Origin of the sequence: Streptomyces hazeniae, assembly GCF_031845485.1 — a bacterium.
GTDB lineage: Bacteria > Actinomycetota > Actinomycetes > Streptomycetales > Streptomycetaceae > Streptomyces > Streptomyces hazeniae.
Map to the genome: position 1 here is coordinate 51,215 of NZ_JAVREQ010000017.1, position 23,650 is coordinate 74,864.

A 23,650-nucleotide genomic window follows, 5' to 3' on the forward strand; every position below is an offset into this window, starting at 1 on the left:
GACACCCCCATGCCGGACAGCGCCGTGCGCACCGCACCGACCCACCGCGTCGTGGTCGACCACGCGGGCCGGTACTCGGTCCACCCCGCCACCCGTGCCCGCCCTGCGGGCTGGCACGACGCGGGCTTCGACGGCACCGAGGAGGCCTGCCTGGACCACGTCGCGCGGACGTGGTCCGGGCCCGCGCCGACCCCGCTGCGCCGTCATCCGGCGTACCGACGGCCGGGCCGGGACACCCTCGTCGCGGTGCTGCGCGGGCACGCGCGGCAGCGACCGGACGACATCGCCTGCACGGTGCTCGGCCTGCGCGGCGAGGAGACGGAGGAGGCCACCTACGCGGACCTCGACCGCCGGGCGCGGACCGTTGCCGCCGCCCTGCTCCGCCGGGCGGCCCCCGGGGACCGCGCCCTGGTGGCGCTCCCCACGGGTGTCGACTTCGCGGCGGCCTTCTTCGGCTGCCTCTACGCGGGGATCGTCGCCGTCCCGGTCCCCCTCCCGGAACCGTCACCGGGCTTCCGGCGCCAACTCGACCGGCTCCGCCTGCTGGTCGAGGACGCCGGGCCCGCCGTGGTGCTGACCACGGCGGACTTCGCCGGCAACGCGGAGGCGGACGTCCTCGGTGACGTCGAACGCCTCGCCGTCGCCGGGCTGGAGGACGCCCTCGCGGACGACTGGCGGGACCCGGGCGCCACCCCGGAGACGCTCGCGTTCCTGCAGTACACCTCCGGTTCGACCAGCGCGCCCAAGGGCGTGGTGCTCACCCACCACAACGTCATGGAGAACCTGGCCGCGGTGTGCGGCGCCCTGCGGTCGGCCGACGGCTTCGGCGTGGACAACGCTCCCGTCCAGGACTTCCGGTTCGTGAGCTGGCTGCCGCTCTTCCACGACATGGGCCTCTCCCAGCTGCTCATCCCCCTGTTCGCCGGCGGGCGCACCGTGCTGATGCCGCCCGCCGCGTTCCTGCTGCGCCCGGCGCTCTGGCTGGAGACCATCAGCCGCTACCGCGCCGCCGTGGCCAGCGGGCCCGACTTCGCCTACGGCATGTGCGCCCGGAAGATGAAGGACGAGGAGGTGGCGGCGCTCGACCTGAGCAGCTGGAAGCTCGCGCTCAACGGCGCGGAACCGGTGCGCTGGGAGTCGCTGCAGGCCTTCACCGAACGGTTCCGGACGGTGGGCTTCGACCCGTCCGCGCACCTCCCCTGCTACGGCATGGCCGAGGCCACCGTGTACCTGAGCGGCGGCCGCGGCGCGGGCGAGGCGCGCGTCCTCGACATCGACCCCGAGGCGCTGGAGCTGTCCGGGCGCGTGACGCCCGCGCGCGACGGTGCCGGTCGGCGGCTGGTCTCCTGCGGACGCGTCCCGGCCCATCACGACCTGCGCATCGTCGACCCGCAGACGCTGCGCGAACGTCCCCCGGAGCACCTCGGCGAGATCTGGGTGTCCGGCGACAGCATCGGCCTCGGCTACTGGCAGAACCCGGAGGCCTCCCAGGAGCGCTTCGGTGCCCGGCTGGCGGGCACCGACCGGACCTTCCTGCGCACCGGAGACCTCGGATTCCTCTCCGGGGGCGAGCTGTTCGTGGCGGGGCGGGCGGACGACCTGATCATCATCGACGGCAGGAACCACTTCCCCCAGGACCTGGAAGGCACCGCCGCCGACAGCCACCCGGCCCTGGCCGGCGGCAAGTGCGCGGCCTTCCCCGACCCGGACCCGGACGTGCCGCGCGTCGTGCTCGCGGTCGAGACGCGCGGCGACCGGCGCGTCCTGCCCGCCGGCGAACAGCCTTCCGCCACAGGCGAGGTGACGGCCGACGAGGTCACGCGGGCCGTCGTGCGGCGGCTGGTGGAGGACCACCACGTCGGCGTCTCGGCCGTCGTCCTGCTCCGGCCCGGCGGTCTTCCCCGCACCACCAGTGGCAAGATCCAGCGGAAGCTCACGCGGAAGCTGTACGGCGCGGGCGGACTGAAGACCTGGTGACAGCCCGGCTGCCCCTCCTGCCCGGCTCCCGGCCGTCCACGGCGCACGGGCGGCCCGGCGCGACCCCCGCCACCGGCCACGGGGGCGGGGGCGAGGCGACGGGACCGGTCCTGGGGATCCTCGGCGGCATGGGGCCGCTGGCCTCCGCCGCGTTCCTGCAGACCGTCTACGAGACGGCCGTGGAACGGGCCGGCGCGGCGGCGGAGCAGACGCTTCCGCGCTGCCTGCTCGACTCCGACCCGGGCTTCCCCGACCGCACCGACACCATCCGCAGCCGTGGGGAAGCCGCGTGGGCCGACCGGTTGCGCCGCGGCGTCGGCGGACTGCTGGACATGGGGGCCACGCGGGTGGTCGTCGCCTGCGTGACGGCGCACCACTTCGTCGGCGCGCTGGAGCCCGAGCACCGGCGACGGCTGATCTCGCTGGTGTCCACGACCCTCGACGAGCTGGCGGCCGCCCCCGCGGGCGCCCGCTACCTGCTCGTGGCCACCGACGGCACCCGGGAAGCGGGGATCTTCCAGCGCGCACCGCGCTGGCCGGAGTCGGCGCACCGGGTCGTCCTTCCGGAGCCGGACGTGCAGCGGGAGCTGCACGGGCTGCTCTACCGCCTCAAGGCGGAGCCGCTGACCGCCGCCCTGGCGGACCGTTTCCGCGTGCTCGCCCACCAGCACGGCTGCGCGGGCCTGATCGCCGGGTGCACCGAACTGCACCTGCTGTCGCGATGGCAGCGCAGGAACGGCGACGGGACGACCGTCATCGACCCCCTGCTGGCCATCGCCACACAACTCACGACCCTGCTCAGCCGATAGAGGAGTACACGGTGGAATCGGAGACAGCACTGCGGCACTGGCGGGAGAGACTGGCCGGCTTCGCGCAGCCCACCGCCCCCGGCGGCTGGTCCCGCCTCCCGGCCCCGGACGCGCCCGGCTCCGGCAACGACCGCGCCCGGACGTCGCTGGCCTGGACGCCCGGGCGGGTCGCCGAGCTCGACCGCGCGGCCGAGGCCGCCGGCACGACCGCCGAACGGCTGGTGACCGCGTCCTGGGGGCTGGTGCTGGCGGCGCACGCGGGCGAGCGGGACGTGCTGTTCGGCGTGACCACCGGCAGCGCCCCGGACGGAGCACCGGTCCCGGTACGCCTGGACACCGGCCCGGAGCAGGACGTGGGCGCCTACCTGGAAGCAGTCCGGGAGGCGGAGGAGTCCGGCCGCCGGCACGCCGGACCGACGCTCGACCAGCTCGCCGCCTGCGCCGACCTGCGCGGCGACGTGCCGCTCCTCGCCACCTCGGTCGTCTGCGCCCGCACCGGACCGGCCGCGCCGCCGGCCGGGCCGGACGGCGTCGTCGTGACGGCCCGGTTCGGCGACGAGGAGCCGGGGCTGCAGCTCGACCACTCCCCGGGCACCCTGACCGACGATCACGCGCACCGGCTGCTCGCCCACCTGGACCGGATGACGGGCATCCTGGCCGGCCAGGCCGCCTCCCCCGGGGCGCTGCTCGGCGAACTCCTCGTCCTGCCGCCGGAGGAGTACGACACGGTGGTGCACGCGTGGAACGCGACCGACACCGCACGCGGCCCCGCCCGGTGCCTGCACGAACTGTTCGAGGCCCAGGCCGCCCGGACCCCGCACGCGCTCGCCGTGGTGCAGGGCGGGGAACGCCTCGACTACGCGGAACTGGACGCGGCCGCCGACCGGCTGGCGGCCCGCCTGGCGGCGGCCGGTGTGGGCACCGGCGACATGGTGGCCCTGAGCCTGCGCCGCACGGTGCGTTCCGTCGTGGCGCTCCTGGGCGTACTCAAGTCCGGGGCCGCCTACGCCCCCGTCGACCCGCACCTGCCCGCGGAACGCTTCCGCGAACTGGTCGGCGCCCTGGCGGCGCCGGTGGTGCTCACCGACCACGACGCGGTGCCCGACGTGGTGGACCGCTGCCGGGATCTGCCGGAGCTGCGCGAGGTGTTGTGGCTCGGCGGGAACGGGACCGCCCCCGCGACCGCGCCGGGCGGGCCCGCAACCGGCTGGGCCCTGGCCGACGTGCCGCCGGACTCCCCCGCGCCCGACCGGTGCAGGCCCGAGGACGCGGCCTACACGATCTTCACCTCGGGCTCGACCGGCACTCCCAAGGGCGTGCTGATGACGCACGCGCCGGTCGTCAACCTCATCCGGTGGGTCAACGACACCTACGGGGTCGGTCCGGACGACCAGGTCCTGTTCGTCGCCTCGCTGAGCTTCGACCTGTCCGTCTACGACGTCTTCGGGCTGCTCGCCGCCGGTGGCAGCATCCGCGTGGCTGCCGAGGAGGACGTACGCGACCCGCAGCGGCTGCTGGCGCTCCTGGACGACGAGCCGGTCACCTTCTGGGACTCCGCCCCCGCCGCGCTCCAGCAGCTGGTGCCGTTCCTGACGCTGCGCGACACGGCGGCCGAGCACTCGCTGCGCCTGGTGTTCCTCAGCGGCGACTGGATACCGCTGTCCCTGCCCGACGCCGTCCGGGCCGCCTTCGCCGGCCCCGAGATCGTCGCGCTCGGCGGCGCCACCGAGGCCGCCGTCTGGTCCAACCACCACCGCGTCGACCGGGTGGACCCGGCCTGGCGGAGCATCCCGTACGGCCGGCCCATCGACAACGCGCGCTACTACGTCCTGGACGCCGCACGGAACCCGTCCCCCGTCGGCGCCCCCGGAGACCTGTACATCGGCGGCGCCTGCCTCGCCGAGGGCTACCTGGGCGACCCGCGGCTCACCGCCGCCAAGTTCGTGCCCGACCCGTTCACCGCGGAACCCGGCCGGATGTACCGCACCGGGGACCGCGCCCGGTTCGGGGCGGACGGGACGATCGAGTTCCTCGGCCGTCAGGACCACCAGGTGAAGATCCGCGGCTTCCGCGTCGAGCTGGGCGAGATCGAGACCACGCTCGCCGACCTGCCCGGTGTCGCGTCCGCCGTCGCCGTGGTGCACGGCGAGGCCGCCGCCGCGCACCTCGTGGCGTACGCGGTGCCGCGGCCCGGTGCCCGGCTCGACACCGGCGAACTGCGCGCCGCGCTCGCCCTCCGGGTGCCCGCCCACATGGTGCCCGCGCGGGTTCTCGTGCTGGACGCGCTGCCGGTCACCCCCAACGGCAAGCTGGACCGGGACGCACTGCCCTCGCCCACGGCCGAGGACGGCGGGCGCCCGCCCTACCGGCCGCCGGGCACCCCCGTCGCGGAGGCGGTCGCGGAGATCTGGGCCGAGGTCCTCGAGGTGGACGAGATCGGCGCCGAGGACAACTTCTTCGACCTCGGCGGCCATTCGCTCCTCATCACCCAGGTGATGGCCCACCTCCAGGCCGACCTGGAGGTGGAGATCCCGCTGCTCGAACTCCTGGAGAGCCAGACCCTCTCCGCCTTCTCCGACGTCGTCGAGAAGGCGCTGATCGCCCAGATCGAGGCGGGCGGGGGCGAGGACCGGTGACCACGAGCCTTCCCGGTCCGGACCAGGACACCGGGCCGGACCAGGACACCGAGCCCGGCCCAGACACCGGGCCGGGACCGGACCGCGCGGACCGCACCCGGGCGCTGCTGGCGGAACGGCTGGCGCGGGCGGGCCGCAGCCGCGAACGCCGCACGCTCTCCCGGGGCGAAGGCCCGGTACCCGCGGCGCCGCAGCAGGAACGCATGCTGTTCCTCCAGGAGCTCGACCCGGACGGCACCGCGTACCACATGGGCTTCGGCCTGCGGCTGGAAGGCCCGCTGGACCCGGACGCCCTGGAACGTGCGCTGCGCGGCATCGAGCGGCGGCACGAGGTGCTGCGCAGCACGTACGTCCGGCGGGACGGCAGGGAGATGCTCGTCCCGCACGAACCGTCGTTCGTCCTCCGCCGCACCACCCTCGCAGCCGACGGGGAGAGCTCCGGGGACGCCACCGCCGCCGGGGACGAGGCGGCTCTCCGCGCGCTGCGGGACGCGGAGTTCCACCGGCCGTTCGACCTGCGCCGAGGGCCGGTGTGGCGCGCGCTGCTCGTCCGTACGGGCGCCTCGGCCCACGAGTTGATGCTGAGCGTGCACCACATCGCCTTCGACGGCATGTCGGTCGACGTGTTCCGGCGGGAGATGCTGGAGGGCTACGCGGCCGAACTCGGCCGGGGCGACCAGCCCGCCGGGCCCCCGGTCCGGTACGCCGACCACGCCGCCTGGTTCCGCCGCCGCCTCGACGCGGGCGCCTACCGCCGCCAGCTGGACTTCTGGCGGGCGCGGCTGGGCGACCGACCGCCCGCCCTCGAACTGCCCGCCGACCGCCCGCGTCCGGGACGACCGACCCGGCCCGGCGGCGTGGTCCGCTCCGCGGTGGACCCGGACCTGGTCGCCGCCGTGCGGGCGCTGGCCCGGGAGACGTCCGCGACGCCGTTCATGGTGCTGGCGGCCTGCTTCCACGCCCTGCTGCACCGCTACTCGGGACAGCCGGACGTGCTGGTCGGCACGCCGGTGGCCGGCCGTGGCGCCGGCCACGCGGGGCCGTTGATCGGCCTGTTCGTCAACACCGTGGTGCTGCGGGCGGGTTTCCGGCCGGGGCTGACCTTCCGCGAACTGCTGGACGCGGTACGGGAGGACGCCGCCGCGGCCTTCTCCCACCAGGACGTGCCGTTCCACCACGTGGTCGAGGAGGTCGGCGTCGAGCCGAGCCTCGCCCACACCCCGCTGTTCCAGGTGATGTTCGTGTGGAACACCGCGGACTCCGGCACGGCGGAGACGGGCGGCGTCCTGGCACGGCCGGTGCCGCGCGAGGACCCGGCCACCGCGAAGTTCGACCTCACGCTGGAGGTGAGCGAGCAGCCCGGCGGCTGGGAGCTGGAGCTCGAGTACGACCGGGAGCTGTGGGACGGGGCGAGTGCCGCCCGCATGCTCGGGCACTACCTGGCGCTCGCCCGTTCCCTCGTCACCCGGCCCGGCCTCGCCGTCGGCGCCCCGGCCCTGGCGACGCGGAGCGAGCTGGAAGCGGCGCTGCGGGACGCCACCGGAGAGGTGCGCGACCATCCCGGGCCGGTCGACCTGGCCGCCATGATCGCGCAGCGGGCCGCGGCCGACGGGGCCGCGGTCGCGTTGAGCATGGACGGCGCGCACCTGACCTACCAGGACTTCGACCGGCGCGCGAACCGGCTGGCCCACCACCTGCGTGCGCTGGGCGCCGGGCCGGAGCAACCGGTCGGCGTGCTGCTGGAGAGGTCCTTCGACCTGGTCGTCGCGATCGTCGCGGTGGTGCGCGCCGGTGCGCCCTATCTGCCGCTGGACCCCGCGCACCCCGCCGAACGGAACGCCTCCGTCCTTCAGGACGCCGGCGCCCGCCTGGTGGTGACCACCGCGGCGCACGCCTCGCCGCCGGACTGCGCCGTGCGGCGAGCGGGCTGCGCGGCCGTGGCCGTCGACGCGGACGCCGAACGGATCGCCGCCCACCCCGGCGCGTGGAACCTCCCCGGCGCACTGCCCGACCAGCTCGCCTACGTGTTCTACACCTCCGGATCGACCGGCCGCCCCAAGGGCGTCATGGTCGGCCACCGGGCCGCGCACAACCAGATCCGCTGGCAGATCGACCGGTTCGGGCTCGGGCCGGGCGAAGCGGTGCTGCTGAAGACCAACATCACCTTCGACGACTCGGTGGTCGAGGTCTTCGCCACGCTGGCGTCCGGCGCGCGGCTGGTCGTCGCCGACCCGGCGGGACACCGCGACCCGGAGTACCTGCGCACGGTCATGGCCCAGGAACGGGTCAGCTACGTCCGCTTCGTACCGACCATGCTCGCGGCCCTGCTCGAACACGGCGGAGACGTGCCGCTGCCCGCTCTGCGGGTCGTCAAGAGCGCCGGAGAGCCGCTGCCGCCGGAACTTGCGGCCCGCTGCCTGGACGCGCTCGACGCCGAGCTGTTCAACGCGTACGGGCCGACCGAGACCGCCGTCAACGTGACCGCCGCCCGCTGCCTCCCCGCCGACCCGCGCATCGCGATCGGCCACCCGGTGGACAACACCCGCTGCCACGTGCTGGACGCCGAGCTGAACCCGCAGCCGGTCGGCCTGCCCGGCATGCTGTACGTCGGCGGCGTCCAGCTCGCCCGCGGATACCTGGGACGGCCCGGGCTGACCGCCGACCACTTCGTGCCGGACCCGTTCGGGCCGCCCGGCGGCCGGCTGTACCGCACCGGGGACCTGGTGCGGCGCCGGGAGGACGGCGGTCTGGAGTACCTGGGCCGCGCCGACCGGCAGGTGAAGATCCGGGGCACCCGCATCGAACTGGGCGAGATCGAGGCGGTCCTCGCCGAGCACCCGTCGGTGAACCAGGCGGTCGTCACCGCCCGCAACGACGGCCCCGACGGGCCGCGACTGGTCGCCTACGTGCTGCCGGGCACGGCCGCCGCACCGACCGCCCGGGAGCTGCGCGGCGCGCTGATCCGGAGACTCCCCGCCTACATGATGCCCGCGGCCTTCGTCGTCCTGGACGCCTTCCCGCAGCTGCCGAGCGGCAAGGTGGACCGCCGCAACCTGCCGGCGCCGGAGACCGTCCGGGACGGCGCGGGGCCGGGCGCCGCGGCGACCGGGCGGGAGAGCCGGCTGCCCGGCGACGCGCCCCACGAGCCGCCGTCCGGCGACGTGGAGCGGCGCCTCGCCGCGATCTGGGCCGAGACGCTGGGGCTCGCGACCGGGGAAGTCGGCCGCCACGACGGGTTCTTCCACCTGGGCGGCCACTCCCTGCTCGCCGTGCAGGCCGTCTTCGCGGTACGGGAACGGCTCGACCGGCAGGTGCCGTTGCGGCTGCTCTTCGAGGCGCCGACCGTGGCCGCCTTCGCGGAACGGCTCGCGGAAGCGGAGGACGCCGCGACCGCCCCCGAGGACAGCGGGGACAGCGAGGACGGCGCCGCGGGGAATCGCCGCCGGGACCCCGGCGGCCCGGCGGCGGAACCTCCCGGCCGCACCCGCGTCGTCCCCCGCCCCCCGGGGGCTCGGGAGGTCTCCGCGGCCGAGGCGCGGATCTGGTTCGCCGACCAGCTCGATCCGGGGGACCCGGCCTACAACCTGCCCGTGGTGTGCCGCCTGCACGGCCCCGTCGACCTGAACGCGCTGCGGAACGCCCTGCGGGCGCTCCCCCGCGCGCACGAGGCGTTGCGCACGTCCTTCCCCGGCGTCGACGGCAGGCCCGTCCGCGAGGTCGCCGGCGCCGTGGAACTGCCGCTGCGCACCGTGGACCTGCGGGACCGCGGCGCCGCGGACCGTGCCGCCGCGCTGCGCGACGTCCTGGCCGAGGAGAGCGGCACGCGGTTCGACCTGGGCCGGGGGCCGCTGGCCCGCGCGGCCGTCGTCCGGGTCGCCGACGAGGAGGCGGTCCTGGCGCTGACGGTGCACCACGTGAGCGCCGACGGCTGGTCGGCCCGCGTCCTGATGGAGGACCTGGCCGCCGCCTACCGCGGCGAGGGGCGCTCCGCGTCGCCGGCCGCGGAGAGGACGCTCGGTGCCGGGGACTACGCGGCCTGGCAGCGCCACGCCCTGAGCGACGAGGTCCGGGCGGCGGAGGCGGACCACTGGCGCGCGCGCCTGACCGGGGCGTCCGGCCAGGACCTCCCCGCGGACCGCCCACGGTCCGCGGGAGGGGCCGGCTCCGCCGGGTCGGCCCACCGGTTCACGCTGCCCGACGGTCCGTGCGCCCGGGTTCGGGAACTCGCCGACCAGGAGCACTGCACGCCGTTCGTCGTGCTGCTGTCCGCCTACGCGGCGCTGCTCGCCCGCCACTGCGGCACCGGCGAGGTGACGCTCACCCTGCCGGTGGCCGACCGCGAACGGCCCGAACTGGCCGGAGTCGTCGGCCTGTTGCTCAACACGGTGGCGCTGCGGTTGCCGGTCCGGGAGGAGTGGACCTTCCGCCGCCTGGTGCGCGAGGTCCGGGACGTCGTGCTGGACGCCTGGGAGCACCGGCTGCTGCCGTTCGACGAGGTGGTGGACGCGGCCGGTCTCGACGGCCGGGAACTCACCCGCCACAGCGTGTCGATGGACCCGGTCACGGTCGGCTCCCTGCCCTTCGCCGACGGCGTCCGCCTCGTGCCGGAGCCGTTCACCCCCGACCATGCCAAGGCCGACCTCGCCCTGTTCCTGGAGGAGGACGACCGGAAGGGTCTGGCCGGCTGGCTCGTCCACCGGACCGACGTCCTCGACGCCGGGCGCGTCGCGAGGATGGCCGGACACCTGCTGACACTGCTCGACCGGGGAACGGCCTCCCCCTCGGCCCGGCTCGGCACCCTGTCCCTGCTCTCCCCCGGCGAACGGCGGGCGCTGGCGCCCGGCACGCCCGAGCCGTACCGGAGCCGGCCGGGCACCCTGCACGGCCTGATCCTCGACCAGATCGCCCGGACCCCCGACGCGACCGCGGTCGTGTCCGGCGAGGAGGCGCTGACCTACCGCCGGCTGGGCGCACGGGCCGGCCGCCTCGCACGGCGGCTCGCGGCGCACGGCGTACGGCCCGGCTCGCTGGTCGGCCTCGGCCTCGGGCGGGGCGTGCAGCAGCCCGTGGCCGTGCTGGCCGTGCTGCTGACCGGAGCGGCGTACGTGGCGGTGGACCCCCGTCATCCCCGGCGACGGCTGCGGGAGTTGCTGGCGGACAGCGGCGCCGGACTGCTGGTCACCGACCGTCCCTGGGCGGACGCCTTCGACGGCGCCGGGCCGCCGGTCCTCGTGCTGGGAGACGACGCGGCCGGTGACTCCTCGGACGACGCCGGGGAGGCGTCGGTGCCGCAGACCGCCGGGCGGGTGCCGCCCGGCGCGCTGGCCTACCTCGCCTACACCTCCGGCTCCACCGGGCGCCCCAAGGGCGTGCGGACCTCGCACGGCGCGGCCGCCGCGTATCTGCGGGACTACCTCGGGGACCGCTTCGGGCTCGGGACGGAGGACACCGTCCTGCAGCTCGCCGGCCTGTCCTTCGACGCCTCGGTGCGCGACCTGCTCGGTCCGCTCACGACCGGAGCCCGGGTGGTGCTGCCGGACGACGACCAGGCCGCCGACCCGGAGGCGCTCGTCACGGCACTCGACCGGCACGGTGCGACCTGCCTGCTGAGCGTGGTGCCCACGCTGTTGCGGGCGCTGCTCTCCACGGCGGAGGCCCGGCGGTCCGCCGGGTCCCGGTCCGGCGCGCGGCTGCGACTGGTGCTGACCGCGGGAGAGCCCCTGGACACCGCCGACTGCGCGCGGGCGGAGGCGGCCTTCGCCGGGCGGCCCTCGGTCGTCGACCAGTACGGTCCCACCGAGGGCACCATGACGACCACCTGCATGCCGGTCCCGCCCGGGGAAGGCGCGGCCGGGCCGGTGCCGATCGGCCCTCCGGTGGCCGGTGCCCGGCTGTGGGTCGTCGACCCGTACGGCGAGCTCGCTCCCGTCGGGGTTCCCGGTGAGGTCTGGATCGGCGGGGCGCGGCTGGCCGACGGGTATCACCGGCAGCCCGGACTCACCGCCGACCGCTTCGTGCCGGAACCGTTCTCCGGGGAGCCGGGTGCACGCGCGTACCGGACCGGTGACCTGGCACGGAGGGAGGCCGACGGCACGCTCACGTTCCTGGGCCGCAACGACGACCAGATGAAGATCCGCGGCCAGCGCGTCGAACCGGCCGCCGTGGAACGCGTGCTGCGTACGCTGCCGGGCGTCGCGGAAGCCGCCGTCGTCGCGGTACGGAGCGCGGCGACCGGGCGACCGGACCGGCTGCTGGCCTGCGTCGCACCCGGCACGCTCGACCCGGAGGCGCTGCGGAGCGGGCTTCTCGCCCTGCTGCCCGAACAGCAGGTGCCGGCGGTGTTCCACCGGGTGCCGGCACTGCCGCGGACCGCGAACGGCAAACTGGACCGGAAGGCGGTCGCAGCACTTCCCGACGAGCCGGTCGCCGCCCCGGCCGGTCCGCCGCGGTCCGCCTCCGAGCGTGCGGTCGCCGCCGCCTTCACCGAGGTGCTGGGCGCCGAACGCGTCGGAGCACGGCCCGTCGGCCGGGAGGACGACTTCTTCGCGCGCGGTGGACACTCCCTCCTCGCCGCGCAGTTGGCGGCCCGGCTGCCGCGTCCGGCGGACGGCGGGGCGGTGCCCCTGCGGCAGGTGCTGGACCTGCGGACGGTGGCGGCGCTGGCCGCCTGGCTGGACGCGTCCGGGGCGGCACCGTCCGGCGTCGCGCGTTCCGCGCCCGCGCCGTCCGAGCACCCGGCCGCGCACGTCCCGGCCGCCCCGGGAACAGGGCCGCACGCCCTCACCGCGGGGCAGGAGTTCGTCTGGCGGCACCAGCAGCGCGAACCCGGCACGGCCGCCTACCACATCGGCTTCCACGCCCGGGTGCACGGCCCGCTGGACGAGGTGGCGCTGATCCGCGCCTTCGACGCGCTGACCGCCCGTCACGCCGCGCTGCGCACCCGGTTCGCCGACGAGGGGAACGGGCCGGTGCAGACGGTGGCCGCGGCCGCGCTGATACCCGTACGCCGGCACGACACCCGCGGACGGACGGCCCCGGTGGCGGCGGCCGAGGAGGCCGCCACCGCCGACCTGCGCGAGCCCTTCGACCTGGCCCAGGGCCCCCCGGTCCGCGCCACGCTCGTACGCTGCGGCGCGGACACGTACGTCCTGGGGCTGACGGTGCACCACATCGTGGCCGACGGCTGGACGCTGTCGGTGCTGGAGAACGACCTGGCGCTGCTGTACAACGCGTTCGCCGCCGGCCGGCTCCCGGAACTCCCCCCGCCGGGCGGCTTCCTGGCGCACGCGGCGGCGGAGCGGGCGTATCTGGCCTCCCCCGCCGCCCGGGAGAGTCTGCGTCACCGGGCCGAACTGCTGGGCGCCGTGCCCACGGCGCTCCCGCTGCCGTGCGACCGGCCGCGGCCCGGGGCGTGGTCGCTGGAGGGTGCGGTGGAGCACTTCGCGCTGCCGCCCGGCGTGGCCGCCGGCGTCCGGCAGCTCGCGGAGGACACGGGCTGCACGGTCTTCATGGTCCTGCTGGCCGCCGTGCAGCGGTGGCTGGGCGAACTGTCCGGTGCGGAACGCTTCCTGGTGGCGGTGCCGGTCGCCAACCGGAACGACCCGGAGTCGGAGACGGCGGCGGGCCCGTTCGCGGGCATCGTCCCCGTCCCCGCGGACCTGCGTGGCACACCCGGGTTCCGTACCGTCCTGGGACGCGCCCGGGAGGCGTTCCTGGCCGCGTGGGAGCACCGTGCCCTGCCGTTCGAGACGCTGGCGGAGGAGCACGGTGGTGGCGAAGAGGGCCGCCCTCCGCTGTGCCAGGCCATGTTCGCGGTGCAGAACGTGCCGTCCGCCGCCCACGGGCTCGACGGCCTCCGGGCGGAGCCGCTGTCGCTCGACCGGGGCACCTGCCGCTACGAGCTCCACCTGCGCTGCTACGACACCCCGGAGGGCATCTCCGGCTGGCTGGAGTACAGCACCGCGCTGTTCGAGACGGAGCCGCTCCGCCGCCGGCTCGCGCGGTTCCTCGCGCTGCTGGACGAGTCCGTCGCGGAGGCCCTGGGCAGCGCACCGGAGCGTGCGGGGGCCCCGGCGGAGAGCCACGACGGGAAGGACGTCCGGTGAGGGTCTTCAACCTGGTCTGGGCCGGTCAGGCGGCGTCCATGATCGGCACCGCGATGACCGTCTTCGGCCTGGGCGTCTGGGTGTTCCTGGAGACGGGCTCGCCGACGGCGTTCACCACCCTGGTGATGGCGGGGTCGCTGCCCGGCCTGCTGATGCTCCCCTTCGCGGGCGTCCTGGTGGACCGCTGGGACCGCCGGCGGGTCATGCTGGTCAGCGACCTCGGAACGGCCGTGCTGCCGCTCGCCGTCCTGGCGCTGCTCTCCGCCGGCGCGCTCGAACTGTGGCACCTGTACCCGCTGGTCGCCGCGGCCTCGGCGTGCAAGGCGTTCCAGTGGCCCGCCTTCTCCAGCCTGGTGTCCCAGGTCGTCGGCAAGGACGATCTGAGCAAGGCCAACGCGCGGGTCGGGCTCGCGGAGGCGGGCGGACTGGTCCTCGGCGACCTGCTGGCCGGAGCGCTGTACGGCGTGGTGGGCCTGGAGGGCCTGCTGCTGGTCGACCTGGCCACCTTCGGTCTCGCCGGCACCGCCACGCTCGCCTCCTTCCGGCTGCTGCCGCCCCTGCCGCCGGCGCGCACCGGCGGCGACCGGCGCGGGCCCCGGGCGCTGGGCGAGGAGATGGCGGAGGGCCTGCGCTTCATCCGGCAGCGCCCCGGGCTGCTGGGGCTGCTGGTCTTCTTCGCGGCGAACAACCTGCTGATGGAGATGTCGCTGGTCCTGGTGGCGCCCCTCATCCTCGGCGCCCACGCCCCTTCGGCGCTGGGCGTGGTGAACGCGGTCGGCGCCGTGGGCATGATCGTGGTCAGCGCGCTGCTGAGCGTCGTCCGGCTCCCCCGCGGGCTCGTGCGCACCGTCTTCGCGGTCACCCTGCTGCACGGGTGCCTGCTGCTGCTCATGGGCGCGCATCCGGCGCTGTGGATGCTCGGCCTCGGCCTCTTCGGCATCCTCGGCGGCTACGCCGTGACCAACGCGGTGACGCCGACGCTGTGGCAGCGGAAGACGCCGACGGAGATCCAGGGACGCGTCTTCGCCGTCCGGCGGATGATCGCCTGGTCCGCCGAGCCGGTGGCCTACGGTCTCGCGGGGCCGCTCGCGCTCCACGTCGGCGGCCCGCTGGCCGGGGCGGCCCCCTGGGAGACGGCCACCGGAACGGGAGCGGGCATCGCCATGATCCTGCTGCTGGCCGGACCGCTGCTGCTGGTGGTGGCCGCCCTCGCCTACGCCCGGCCCCGCGTGCGCCACCTGGAACGCGAGCTGCCCGACGTGGCGCGGGCGGAGCCCGCCGCGACCTGACCCCGCGCACCCGGCTCCGGCCTCCGCAACGGCCCGGCGAGCCGTGCCCGCCACCCCTCGACGACGAAGGAGTGAACCGATGGACGACACCCAGGACCACCGCGGCTACCAGGTGGTTCTCAACGACGAGGAGCAGTACTCGGTATGGCCCGCGGACCGCGGCCTCCCGGCCGGGTGGCGGGCCGAGGGCACCACCGGCGACCGGGAGGCGTGCCTGCGCCACATCGACGCGGTGTGGACCGACATGCGGCCGCTCGGACTCCGCCGGCAGCTCGACGGCACGGCCTGACGGAACGGCCTGAGGAAACGGCCTGAGGGAACGGCCTGAGGGAACGGCCTGACGGAACAGTCACGCGCCGCTGGAGGAAGGCACACGCCGCCCGACGGCAGTTCGGCGGAACGACCGATGGGCGGGGCACCGGGCTGCTCCTACCGTGGACGGATGCGACAGAACCGCCCGTACCGGCCGGTCGGCTCGTTCGACGCGGTCGCCGCCCGCCGCCTGCGCCAGGCGCTGGGGATGACGCCCGCCCACGTCGCACACGGCATGTGGGCGGCGTTCGGGCTGCGCGTCCCGCCGCACACGGTCCTCGCCTGGGAGGAGGGCGACGGCGTGCCCGGCGAAACCGAACTCCCCGCGCTGGCGGGCGCGTTGTGGTGTGCGCCGGGCGACCTGCTGGGCGAGCCGCAGACGCTGCGGCAGCACCGGATGGCGGCCGGCATGGCCGTCCCCGACCTGGCGCTGCTCATCGGCGTGGACCCGGCGGTCTACGAACGGATGGAGCAGGCCGGGCACTGGGACGGCGACGACCGGCAGGCCGCGGCGCTCGCCCGCGCGCTGCGGCTCCCGCCGGACGCGGCGCTGGACCTCACCGGCCGCTCCGCGCACCTCGCCGAGCTGCTGCGCTCCGCCGTCACCACGCGCTGGCAGTCCTACGCCGGACGCGTCGCCGACCTGGTGCCCCTGGAGCGGAGCCGCCTGGAGGACGCGCTGCGCGACCTGCACCGCGCCTACCAGTCCGCGACCGCCGGCTCGCTCCACTGGGGCGGCGCCGGCTCCGGCCGCCCCGACGACTCCGCGACCCTCTCCGCCGACTTCCTCGACGGCATCCTGGAGCGGTTCTGGGAACGCGCCGGTGTCACCGGCACGGACCGGCGATGATGATCCGCATGCTCCGGACACTGCGCGCGGCCGCCCCGGCCTGCCTCCTGACCGTCACCCTGCTCTCCGGCTGCGGCCCGGACGAGCCGTCGGCCTCCGACCGGCCTGCGGGCCCGACGTCCACCACGACCGCCGCCCCGGAGGCTGCCGCCCGGCTCGCGGACCGCTTCCGCGCGGCGGGCGGCCCGGAGGACGTCTACGGCATCGAGGTCGCCGACGGGCCCGGCGACGTGCCGCTCCTCGTCGTCCGGACGCACGGCACCGACGACGACTACGCGGCCTTCGAGAAGCTGAAGTCCTCGCTCACCGGCTTCCTGGCGCGCGACGAGGGCGTACCGCTCCAGGAGGGCTACCTGCTGGACGTCTACGGCCCGGACGGGTCGCTGCGGAACCGGCTGGACGCCCGCCCCTGACCCGGTTCCGGGCGGACCGGGTCAGCCGGTGACGCGGTGCACCCTGTGCTGGGCGGCCTGGGCGCGGGGGCGCACGACGAGCAGGTCGACGTTGACGTGCGGCGGCCGCGAGGCCGTCCACGCGATGGTGTCCGCGACGTCCTCCGCCGTCAGCGGGTCCGGCACGCCGTCGTACACGGCGGCCGCCCGGTCGGCGTCGCCGCGCATCCGGTTGAGCGCGAACTCGTCGGTGCGCACCATGCCCGGCGCGATCTCCACCACCCGCACCGGGCGGCCGCACAGCTCCAGGCGCAGCGTGGCGGCCAGTGCGTGCTCGCCGTGCTTGGCCGCGGCGTAGCCGCCCCCGCCCTCGTAGGCGACGAACGCGGCCGTCGAGGACAGCACGATCACCGTGCCCTCCGCGGCCTCCAGCCGGGGCAGCAGCGCCTGGGTGACGTGCAGCGTGCCCAGGACGTTGACCTCGTACATGGTGCGCCAGTCGTCCGGGTCGGTGGCGTCGACGTGCTCGGTGCCGAGCGCCCCGCCCGCGTTGTTGACCAGCAGCGTCAGCGGGCGGTCGCCGAGGGCGTCGGCGAAGGCGCGGACGGCGGCGCGGTCTGTCACATCCAGCGCACGCGCCTCCGCGCTGCCGCCGGCGTCGGCGATCTCGCGCGCCACGGCCTCGATGCGCTCGGTGCGGCGCCCGGCCAGCACCACGTGATGGCCCTCGGCGGCCAGTCGGCGGGCGGTCGCGGCGCCGATGCCACTGCCGGCACCGGTGACGACGGCGGTGGGGAACACGTGCTCGGTCATGATCAACCCTCGGTGGTGCGCTGGATCGTACGGCTGCGGCCCCGGAACTCGGCGACCACCTCGTCACCGCGCAGCACGGTGACGTCGTAGACGCCGCTGCGGCCGAAGCGGGTGCGTTCGGTGGCGACGGCGGTGAGCACGTCGCCCTCCTTCGCGGACGTCGTGAAGGTGATGTCCGCGCCCGCCGCGACGGTGACCGGGCCGTGGCTGTTGCAGGCACAGGCGAACGCGGTGTCCGCGAGCGTGAACACGAACCCGCCGTGCGCGATGCCGTGCCCGTTGACCATGGCGTCGGTGACGGTCATCCGCACCCGCGCGGCGCCGTCCCCGGCCTCCAGCAGCTCCATACCGAGCCGCCGCGAGGCGTCGTCCGCCTCGAACATCCGGTGCGCCGCGTTCCGCTCTCCGCCCATCCGCCGATCGTAACCGCCGCCCGCCACCGGACGACGTGCCGGTCCTCCGGGGCCCGGAGCCGGGCGGCGGGTCAGGGCCACGTCCGCGCGATGCCGGAGTCGGTGATCGCATAGACGGCCGGCCCGCCGCGTGCCACCGCCCGATGCACGTCCGCCCGGGCCCGGTGGATGCGATCGACCATGGCGTCGATACGAAGGGACTGGTTGTTCAGGTAGAAGAGCACCCCGGACAGTCGCTCGAGGGGCTCCCGCTCGTGGGCACGCCCCTTGATGCGTCCGTCCTTGCACAGGGGCACCCATCCGCGGACCAGCCCGAACTCCACCCATTCCTCGTCCGGAACCGCCTGAGCATCATTGTCGAACTCCTCGGCGATCCTCCGGATACGCCAACCGAGTTCGGCGAGTCTGGCGGGCACCGTCCTGCCGAGGTTGCGGTCGAGCAGGAACTCAGGCTGCGGGGGCGATGCGGCAGATCGCCTCGACCTGCTCACGGGACAGCTCGAACTCGTCGGCCACCGTGTCCAGCGTCTCGCCGGCCCGCCAGAGGTTCACCAGCGCCTCGACCTGGATCTTGTTCTGGGCCACGACGGGTGCGCCCCACCCGAACCGCGGGTCGATGATCACCGGGGCGAGTTCCGGATATTGCTTCAGACGGAGACTCTGCGGCGTGCGCCCGTCGGCCTCCCAGGTGATGTACCGGAGGTAGTCCTCGATGACCTGCTTGATGGGACGCTGACCGTCGCGGGCCCGGGCGAGGTCCCCCGCGTAGTCCACGAAGATGTCCACGCCGTCCGTCGCAATGCGCCGTGTGGCGAGACCGTAGGGCTCCCCGAAACGGCTTCGGACGGCTTCCGCGGCCTCCCTGATGCAGGGGAGCGTCACGCCGAGCGCTCTCAGCGACTGCAGGACGTATGCCTCGACGACAGCGACGAACGGGATCGAGGGCCAACCCTTTCGCTCCGCCCGCACCGCATGCACGAGGGGCTCTCCGGCCGCCTGCTCGTGCAGCCAGCGGTACATCGTGCGCTCGGTGATCTGGAGATGCCGCGCAGCCTCCACGGGTGTGAGGATCGGGTCGGAAAACTTGTCGACCATGCTCGGCGTCTCCTCTCCGACCTGAACGCATCACGCGCGCAGCCATGCCCACCCCCAAGGTATCCGGGTCCGTCATGATCAACGAGCCCAACGGCACCGTGGTCACGCACTCCGGTGGCGCAACCCAGGGCGTGAACGACGGCACGCTGTCGACCGAGAAGGGTGACAGCGCCGTCGTCGGAGGCGGGAGAGGAGACGACGACGTGCCGGTCCTCCGGGGCCCGGATCCGGGCGGCGGGTCAGAAGACGGCTTCGGTCTCGTCCATGCGGTGCTGCGGGACGCGCTTGAGCTCGGAGACGCCGTCGGCGAGCGGGACCATCACGATGTCGGTGCCGCGCAGCGCCGTCATCCGGCCGAACTCGCCGCGGTGGGCGGCCTCCACGGCGTGCCAGCCGAAGCGGGTGGCGAGCACCCGGTCGTACGCGGTCGGGGTGCCGCCGCGCTGGACGTGGCCGAGGATGACCGGCTTGGCCTCCTTGCCGACGCGGTGCTCCAGCTCGATCGCGAGGCGGTTGCCGATGCCGGCGAAGCGCTCGTGGCCGTACTGGTCGATGACGCCCTTCTCGTACGGCATGGAGCCCTCGGCGGGGTGCGCGCCCTCGGCGACGCAGATGAGGGCGAACTTCTTGCCGCGCGCGAAGCGTTCTTCGACCATCTTGGCGAGTTCGTCGACCTCGAAGGGGCGCTCCGGAACGCAGATGGCGTGCGCGCCGGCGGCCATGCCGGCCTCCAGGGCGATCCAGCCCGCGTGGCGGCCCATCACCTCGACGACCATCACACGCTGGTGCGACTCGGCGGTGGTCTTGAGGCGGTCCATGGCCTCCGTGGCGACGCCCACCGCCGTGTCGAAGCCGAAGGTGCGGTCGGTGGCGGAGATGTCGTTGTCGATCGTCTTGGGGACGCCGACCACCGGAAGGCCGGCGTCGGCGAGCATGCGCGCGGCGGTGAGGGTGCCCTCGCCGCCGATGGGGACGAGGGCGTCGAGCGCGAGGCGGGCGATGAGCTCCTCGGAGTTCTCGCACGCCTCGGCGAGCCGGGCGCGCTCCAGCCGCGAGGAGCCGAGGATGGTGCCGCCGCGCGCCAGGATGCCGCTGACGGATTCCAGGTCGAGTTCGCGGTACCGGCCGTCGAGGAGGCCCTTGAAGCCGTCCTCGAAGCCGATGACCTGGTCGCCCCGGTCGGCCACGGCGCGGTGGACGACGGACCGGATCACGGCGTTCAGACCGGGGCAGTCGCCGCCCGCGGTGAGGACTCCGATGCGCATGAGCTTCGCTTCCTGCTCGCTGGATCACGCTGGCGGCTGTGGCAGCGTCGGGTGCTTGGGCGCTGGGATTGTTTCACGAGTTGAACGCAGGGGGCACATCCCTGTCCGGCATACGGTCCGGTAGCCGCTCCGTGACGCACCCGGCGCGACGGGCCGTGCGGTTACCGTCAACACCATCAGGACCCATCAACACCCATCAACACTGTCAGGAGCAGGGTTCCGCGCGCCAGGGGCCGCGCGGCGCACGACACGGACGACGAGGGAGAGCACGCGTGACGCGCAGTGTGTACGTGACCGGCGTCGAGCGGGGGGACGGCCGTCAGGTCGTGGAGCTGGGGGTGATGGAGCTGCTCACCCGGCACGTGGACCGGGTCGGGGTGTTCCGTCCGCTGGCGCACGACGGCCCGGACCCGATCTTCGACCTGCTGCGCGCCCGGTACCGGCTGACCCAGCCGGCGGGCACGGTGGTCGGCCTGGGGCACGACGAGGCGGCCGCGCTGCAGGCGGAGAAGGGCACGGACGAGCTGGTGGCGCGGCTCGTCGCCCGCTTCCACGCGGTGGCGTCCGACTACGAGGCCGTTCTCGTGCTGGGTACCGACTTCGCCGACACCGGGCTGCCCGCCGAGCTGGCGCTGAACGCGCGGCTGGCGAACGAGTTCGGCGCGGCCGTGCTCCCCGTCGTCGGCGGCTACGGCCAGACCGGGGAGTCGGTGGTCGCCGAGGTGCGCAACGCGCACCACGCGTACGCGTCGCTGGGCTGCGAGATCCTCGCGATGATCGCGAACCGGGTGCAGGCCCCCGAGGCGCGGGACGCCGCCCGCACCTTGACCGGGCACCTGCCGGTGCCCGTGTCCGTGCTGCCGGAGGAGCCCGCCCTGTCCGCGCCGACGGTGGCCCAGGTCCGCGACACGCTGGGCGCCGAGGTCCTGCTGGGGGACCCGGCGGGGCTGTCCCGCGACGTGCGGGACTTCGTGTTCGGCGGCGCCCACCTGCCGACGTTCCTGCCCGCGCTGACCGAGGGCTGCCTGGTCATCACCCCGGGCGACCGCGCCGACCTGATCATCGGCTCGCTGGCCGCGCACTCCGCGGGCTCCCCCGCCCTCGCCGGCGTGCTGCTCACCCTCGCCGAGCGGCCCGGCCCGGAAACGATGGCGCTGGCCGAGCGGCTGGCGCCGGGGACGCCGCTGCTCGCCGTGCCGCACGGGTCGTTCCCCACCGCGGCCGAGCTGTTCGAGCTCCAGGGCAAGCTGACGGCGGCCACGCCGCGCAAGGCGGAGGTCGCGCTGGGCCTGTTCGAGAGGCACGTGGACACCCCGCGCCTCACCGAGCGGCTCTCGGTGGTCCGCAGCGCCCGCGTCACGCCGATGATGTTCGAGCACGAGCTGATCGAACGCGCCCGGGCGGAGCGCCGCGCGGTCGTGCTGCCGGAGGGCACCGAGGAGCGGGTGCTGCGCGCCGCGGAGGTCCTGCTGCGCCGGGACGTGTGCGACCTGACGCTGCTCGGCGACCCGACGGCCGTACGCAGGCGCACCGCGGAGCTGGGCATCGACCTGCCGCTGCTGGAGGACGACGAACTGCCGGACACCGCCGCGGCCACCGCCCGCGTCGTCGACCCGCAGACCTCGCCGCTGCGCGAGCGGTTCGCCGAGCTGTACGCGAAGCTCCGCGCCCCTCGCGGGGTGACGTACGAGCTGGCGTACGACGTGGTGGCGGACGTCTCCTACTTCGGGACGCTGATGGTGCGCGAGGGTCTGGCGGACGGCATGGTCTCCGGCGCGGCGCACTCGACGGCGGCGACCATCCGGCCGGCCTTCGAGGTGATCAAGACGAAGGCGGAGGCGGGCATCGTCTCCTCGGTGTTCTTCATGTGCCTGTCCGACCGGGTGCTGGCCTACGGCGACTGCGCGGTCAACCCCGACCCGGACGCCGAGCAGCTCGCGAACATCGCGGTGCAGTCGGCCGGCACGGCGGCGCAGTTCGGCGTGGAGCCGCGGATCGCGATGCTGTCGTACTCCACCGGCACCTCCGGTTCGGGCGCGGAGGTGGACAAGGTGCGGCGGGCCACCGAACTCGTCCGGTCGCGGCGGCCGGACCTGCTGGTCGAGGGGCCGATCCAGTACGACGCGGCGGTGGACCCGTCGGTGGCGGCGACCAAGCTGCCCGACTCGGAGGTGGCGGGGCGGGCGACCGTACTGGTCTTCCCGGACCTGAACACCGGCAACAACACCTACAAGGCGGTGCAGCGTTCGGCCGGCGCGGTGGCGGTCGGACCGGTGCTCCAGGGGCTGCGCAAGCCGGTCAACGACCTGTCGCGCGGCGCGCTGGTCTCCGACATCGTGAACACCGTGGCCATCACCGCGATCCAGGCGCAGTCCGGACGGGCTCCGGCCGGCAGCCGTGCGCGGGCCGGGAAGGAGGCGCGGGCATGAGCGCCACCCCCACCACCGCCCCCGCGGGGGCGACGCGCGTCCTGGTACTCAACTCCGGCTCCTCGTCCGTGAAGTACCAGCTGCTGGACATGGCGGGCGGCGGGCGGCTCGCGTCCGGGCTGGTGGAGCGGATCGGGGAGCAGACCTCGCGGCTCGCGCACACCCCGCCCGCCGGGCGGGACGGAACCGGCCAGGAGGGGGGAGAGCGCACCCGGGAGGGCCGCATCGCGGACCACGAGGCGGCGCTGAAGGCCGTCGCGGAGGAGCTGGCGGCGGACGGGCTGGGCCTGGACTCGCCGGAACTGGCGGCGATCGGCCACCGCGTGGTGCACGGCGGGCGCCGCTTCACCGAGCCCACGGTGATCGACGACGCGGTGCTGGCGGAGATCGAGCGCCTGGTGCCGCTGGCGCCGCTGCACAACCCGGCGAACCTCACCGGCATCCGCACCGCCCGGGCGCTCGGCCCGCACCTGCCGCAGGTGGCCGTCTTCGACACCGCGTTCCACACCACGATCCCGGAGCCCGCGGCCCGCTACGCGATCGAGAAGGAGACCGCCGACGCGCACCGCATCCGCCGCTACGGCTTCCACGGCACCTCGCACGCGTACGTCTCCCGCAGGACCGCCGAACTGCTGGGCCGGGACCCGTCCGAGGTGAACGTGATCGTGCTGCACCTGGGCAACGGCGCCTCGGCGTCGGCGGTGCGCGGCGGGGTGTGCGTGGAGACCTCGATGGGGCTGACGCCGCTCGAGGGCCTGGTCATGGGCACCCGCAGCGGCGACACCGACCCGGCGGTGATCTTCCACCTGGCGCGGGTGGCGGGCATGTCGGTGGACGAGATCGACACGCTGCTCAACCGCCGCAGCGGCCTGACGGGGCTGTGCGGCGACAACGACATGCGGGAGATCCGCCGCCGGATCGAGGAGGGCGACGAGGCGGCGCGGCTGGCCTTCGAGGTGTACACGCACCGGCTGAAGAAGTACGTGGGCGCCTACTACGCCGTGCTCGGCCGGGTGGACGCGGTGACGTTCACCGCCGGCGTCGGGGAGAACGCGGCCGAGGTGCGCGCGGCGGCCCTGGAGGGGCTGGAGGGGCTGGGTCTGTCCGTGGATCCGGGGCGCAACGGGGTACGCGGCCGGGAGCCGCGGCTGATCTCGCCCGGGGATGCCCGGGTCGCGGTGGCCGTGGTCCCCACGGACGAGGAGCTGGAGATCGCCCGGCAGACGTACGCGCTGGTCGGCGCCGCGGAGGCGGCATGATGAGGA

Annotated in this window: 15 protein-coding genes; 10 read left to right on the top strand and 5 right to left on the bottom strand. The window is 75.1% G+C overall.

Features of this window, described 5'->3' with window-relative positions:
* Positions 1 to 9: 9 nt before the first annotated feature.
* From RM572_RS18625 to RM572_RS18660, 8 genes are all read left to right on the top strand, one after another.
* Positions 10 to 1,977, top strand: coding sequence for an AMP-binding protein (locus tag RM572_RS18625; RefSeq protein WP_311674488.1), 1,968 nt, complete (start codon positions 10 to 12; stop codon positions 1,975 to 1,977).
* Positions 1,974 to 2,786, top strand: a complete 813-nt coding sequence (locus RM572_RS18630; protein WP_311674489.1) for an aspartate/glutamate racemase family protein — start codon at positions 1,974 to 1,976, stop codon at positions 2,784 to 2,786. Before RM572_RS18625 ends, RM572_RS18630 begins: the two co-directional genes overlap by 4 nt.
* An 11-nt stretch (positions 2,787 to 2,797) precedes the next feature.
* Positions 2,798 to 5,422, top strand: a complete 2,625-nt coding sequence (locus RM572_RS18635) for a non-ribosomal peptide synthetase (RefSeq protein WP_311674490.1) — start codon at positions 2,798 to 2,800, stop codon at positions 5,420 to 5,422.
* On the top strand, positions 5,419 to 13,527 hold the full coding sequence (locus RM572_RS18640; RefSeq protein ID WP_311674491.1) for a non-ribosomal peptide synthetase: 8,109 nt from the start codon (positions 5,419 to 5,421) through the stop codon (positions 13,525 to 13,527). Before RM572_RS18635 ends, RM572_RS18640 begins: the two co-directional genes overlap by 4 nt.
* Entirely contained in the window at positions 13,524 to 14,816 is a 1,293-nt protein-coding gene (locus tag RM572_RS18645) for an MFS transporter (RefSeq protein ID WP_311674492.1), read from the top strand. The genes RM572_RS18640 and RM572_RS18645 overlap by 4 nt, the downstream gene beginning before the upstream one ends.
* 79 nt (positions 14,817 to 14,895) lie before the next feature.
* Positions 14,896 to 15,105 carry an MbtH family protein gene (locus RM572_RS18650; RefSeq protein WP_311674494.1) on the top strand — a complete coding sequence of 70 codons (210 nt, stop codon included), beginning with the start codon at positions 14,896 to 14,898 and terminating at the stop codon, positions 15,103 to 15,105.
* Positions 15,106 to 15,258: 153 nt separating this feature from the next.
* Entirely contained in the window at positions 15,259 to 15,978 is a 720-nt protein-coding gene (locus RM572_RS18655; RefSeq protein ID WP_311674495.1) for a helix-turn-helix domain-containing protein, read from the top strand.
* Positions 15,979 to 15,986: 8 nt separating this feature from the next.
* Complete coding sequence (locus tag RM572_RS18660) at positions 15,987 to 16,391, top strand: hypothetical protein (protein ID WP_311674496.1); 405 nt, start codon at positions 15,987 to 15,989, stop codon at positions 16,389 to 16,391.
* 21 nt (positions 16,392 to 16,412) lie between these two features.
* On the opposite strand, the gene RM572_RS18665 is transcribed toward RM572_RS18660, so the two are convergent.
* The 5 genes from RM572_RS18665 to RM572_RS18685 all read right to left on the bottom strand — a co-directional run bounded on the left by RM572_RS18665 (position 16,413) and on the right by RM572_RS18685 (position 19,956).
* Positions 16,413 to 17,183 carry an SDR family oxidoreductase gene (locus RM572_RS18665; protein ID WP_311674498.1) on the bottom strand — a complete coding sequence of 257 codons (771 nt, stop codon included), beginning with the start codon at positions 17,181 to 17,183 and terminating at the stop codon, positions 16,413 to 16,415.
* 2 nt (positions 17,184 to 17,185) lie between these two features.
* A complete protein-coding gene (gene paaI / locus RM572_RS18670; protein ID WP_136182335.1) occupies positions 17,186 to 17,596 on the bottom strand; it encodes a hydroxyphenylacetyl-CoA thioesterase PaaI in 411 nt (136 codons plus the stop codon).
* A 71-nt stretch (positions 17,597 to 17,667) separates the two neighbouring features.
* The gene (locus RM572_RS18675) at positions 17,668 to 18,012 is read right to left on the bottom strand and encodes a PIN-like domain-containing protein (RefSeq protein WP_311674499.1); all 345 of its coding nucleotides are present in this window, start codon (positions 18,010 to 18,012) and stop codon (positions 17,668 to 17,670) included.
* A gap of 31 nt (positions 18,013 to 18,043) precedes the next feature.
* Complete coding sequence (locus tag RM572_RS18680) at positions 18,044 to 18,691, bottom strand: DUF433 domain-containing protein (RefSeq protein ID WP_311674500.1); 648 nt, start codon at positions 18,689 to 18,691, stop codon at positions 18,044 to 18,046.
* Positions 18,692 to 18,930: 239 nt separating this feature from the next.
* On the bottom strand, positions 18,931 to 19,956 hold the full coding sequence (locus RM572_RS18685; protein WP_136182336.1) for an ATP-dependent 6-phosphofructokinase: 1,026 nt from the start codon (positions 19,954 to 19,956) through the stop codon (positions 18,931 to 18,933).
* Between the two features lie 272 nt (positions 19,957 to 20,228).
* Here RM572_RS18685 and pta point away from each other — a divergent pair, with 272 nt between their 5' ends.
* Entirely contained in the window at positions 20,229 to 22,385 is a 2,157-nt protein-coding gene (pta, locus tag RM572_RS18690) for a phosphate acetyltransferase (RefSeq protein WP_311674501.1), read from the top strand.
* The gene (locus tag RM572_RS18695) at positions 22,382 to 23,644 is read left to right on the top strand and encodes an acetate kinase (protein WP_311674502.1); all 1,263 of its coding nucleotides are present in this window, start codon (positions 22,382 to 22,384) and stop codon (positions 23,642 to 23,644) included. Before pta ends, RM572_RS18695 begins: the two co-directional genes overlap by 4 nt.
* Positions 23,645 to 23,650: the final 6 nt, after the last annotated feature.

Excerpts from the sequence above, each read along its gene's own strand:
- RM572_RS18625 (WP_311674488.1), top strand. The coding sequence starts at position 10 with ATGCCGGACAGCGCCGTGCGCACCGCACCGACCCACCGCGTCGTGGTC.
- RM572_RS18650 (WP_311674494.1), top strand. The coding sequence starts at position 14,896 with ATGGACGACACCCAGGACCACCGCGGCTACCAGGTGGTTCTCAACGAC.
- RM572_RS18655 (WP_311674495.1), top strand. The coding sequence starts at position 15,259 with ATGCGACAGAACCGCCCGTACCGGCCGGTCGGCTCGTTCGACGCGGTC.
- RM572_RS18660 (WP_311674496.1), top strand. The coding sequence starts at position 15,987 with ATGCTCCGGACACTGCGCGCGGCCGCCCCGGCCTGCCTCCTGACCGTC.
- RM572_RS18665 (WP_311674498.1), bottom strand. The coding sequence starts at position 17,183 with ATGACCGAGCACGTGTTCCCCACCGCCGTCGTCACCGGTGCCGGCAGT.
- paaI (WP_136182335.1), bottom strand. The coding sequence starts at position 17,596 with ATGGGCGGAGAGCGGAACGCGGCGCACCGGATGTTCGAGGCGGACGAC.
- RM572_RS18680 (WP_311674500.1), bottom strand. The coding sequence starts at position 18,691 with ATGGTCGACAAGTTTTCCGACCCGATCCTCACACCCGTGGAGGCTGCG.
- RM572_RS18685 (WP_136182336.1), bottom strand. The coding sequence starts at position 19,956 with ATGCGCATCGGAGTCCTCACCGCGGGCGGCGACTGCCCCGGTCTGAAC.
- RM572_RS18695 (WP_311674502.1), top strand. The coding sequence starts at position 22,382 with ATGAGCGCCACCCCCACCACCGCCCCCGCGGGGGCGACGCGCGTCCTG.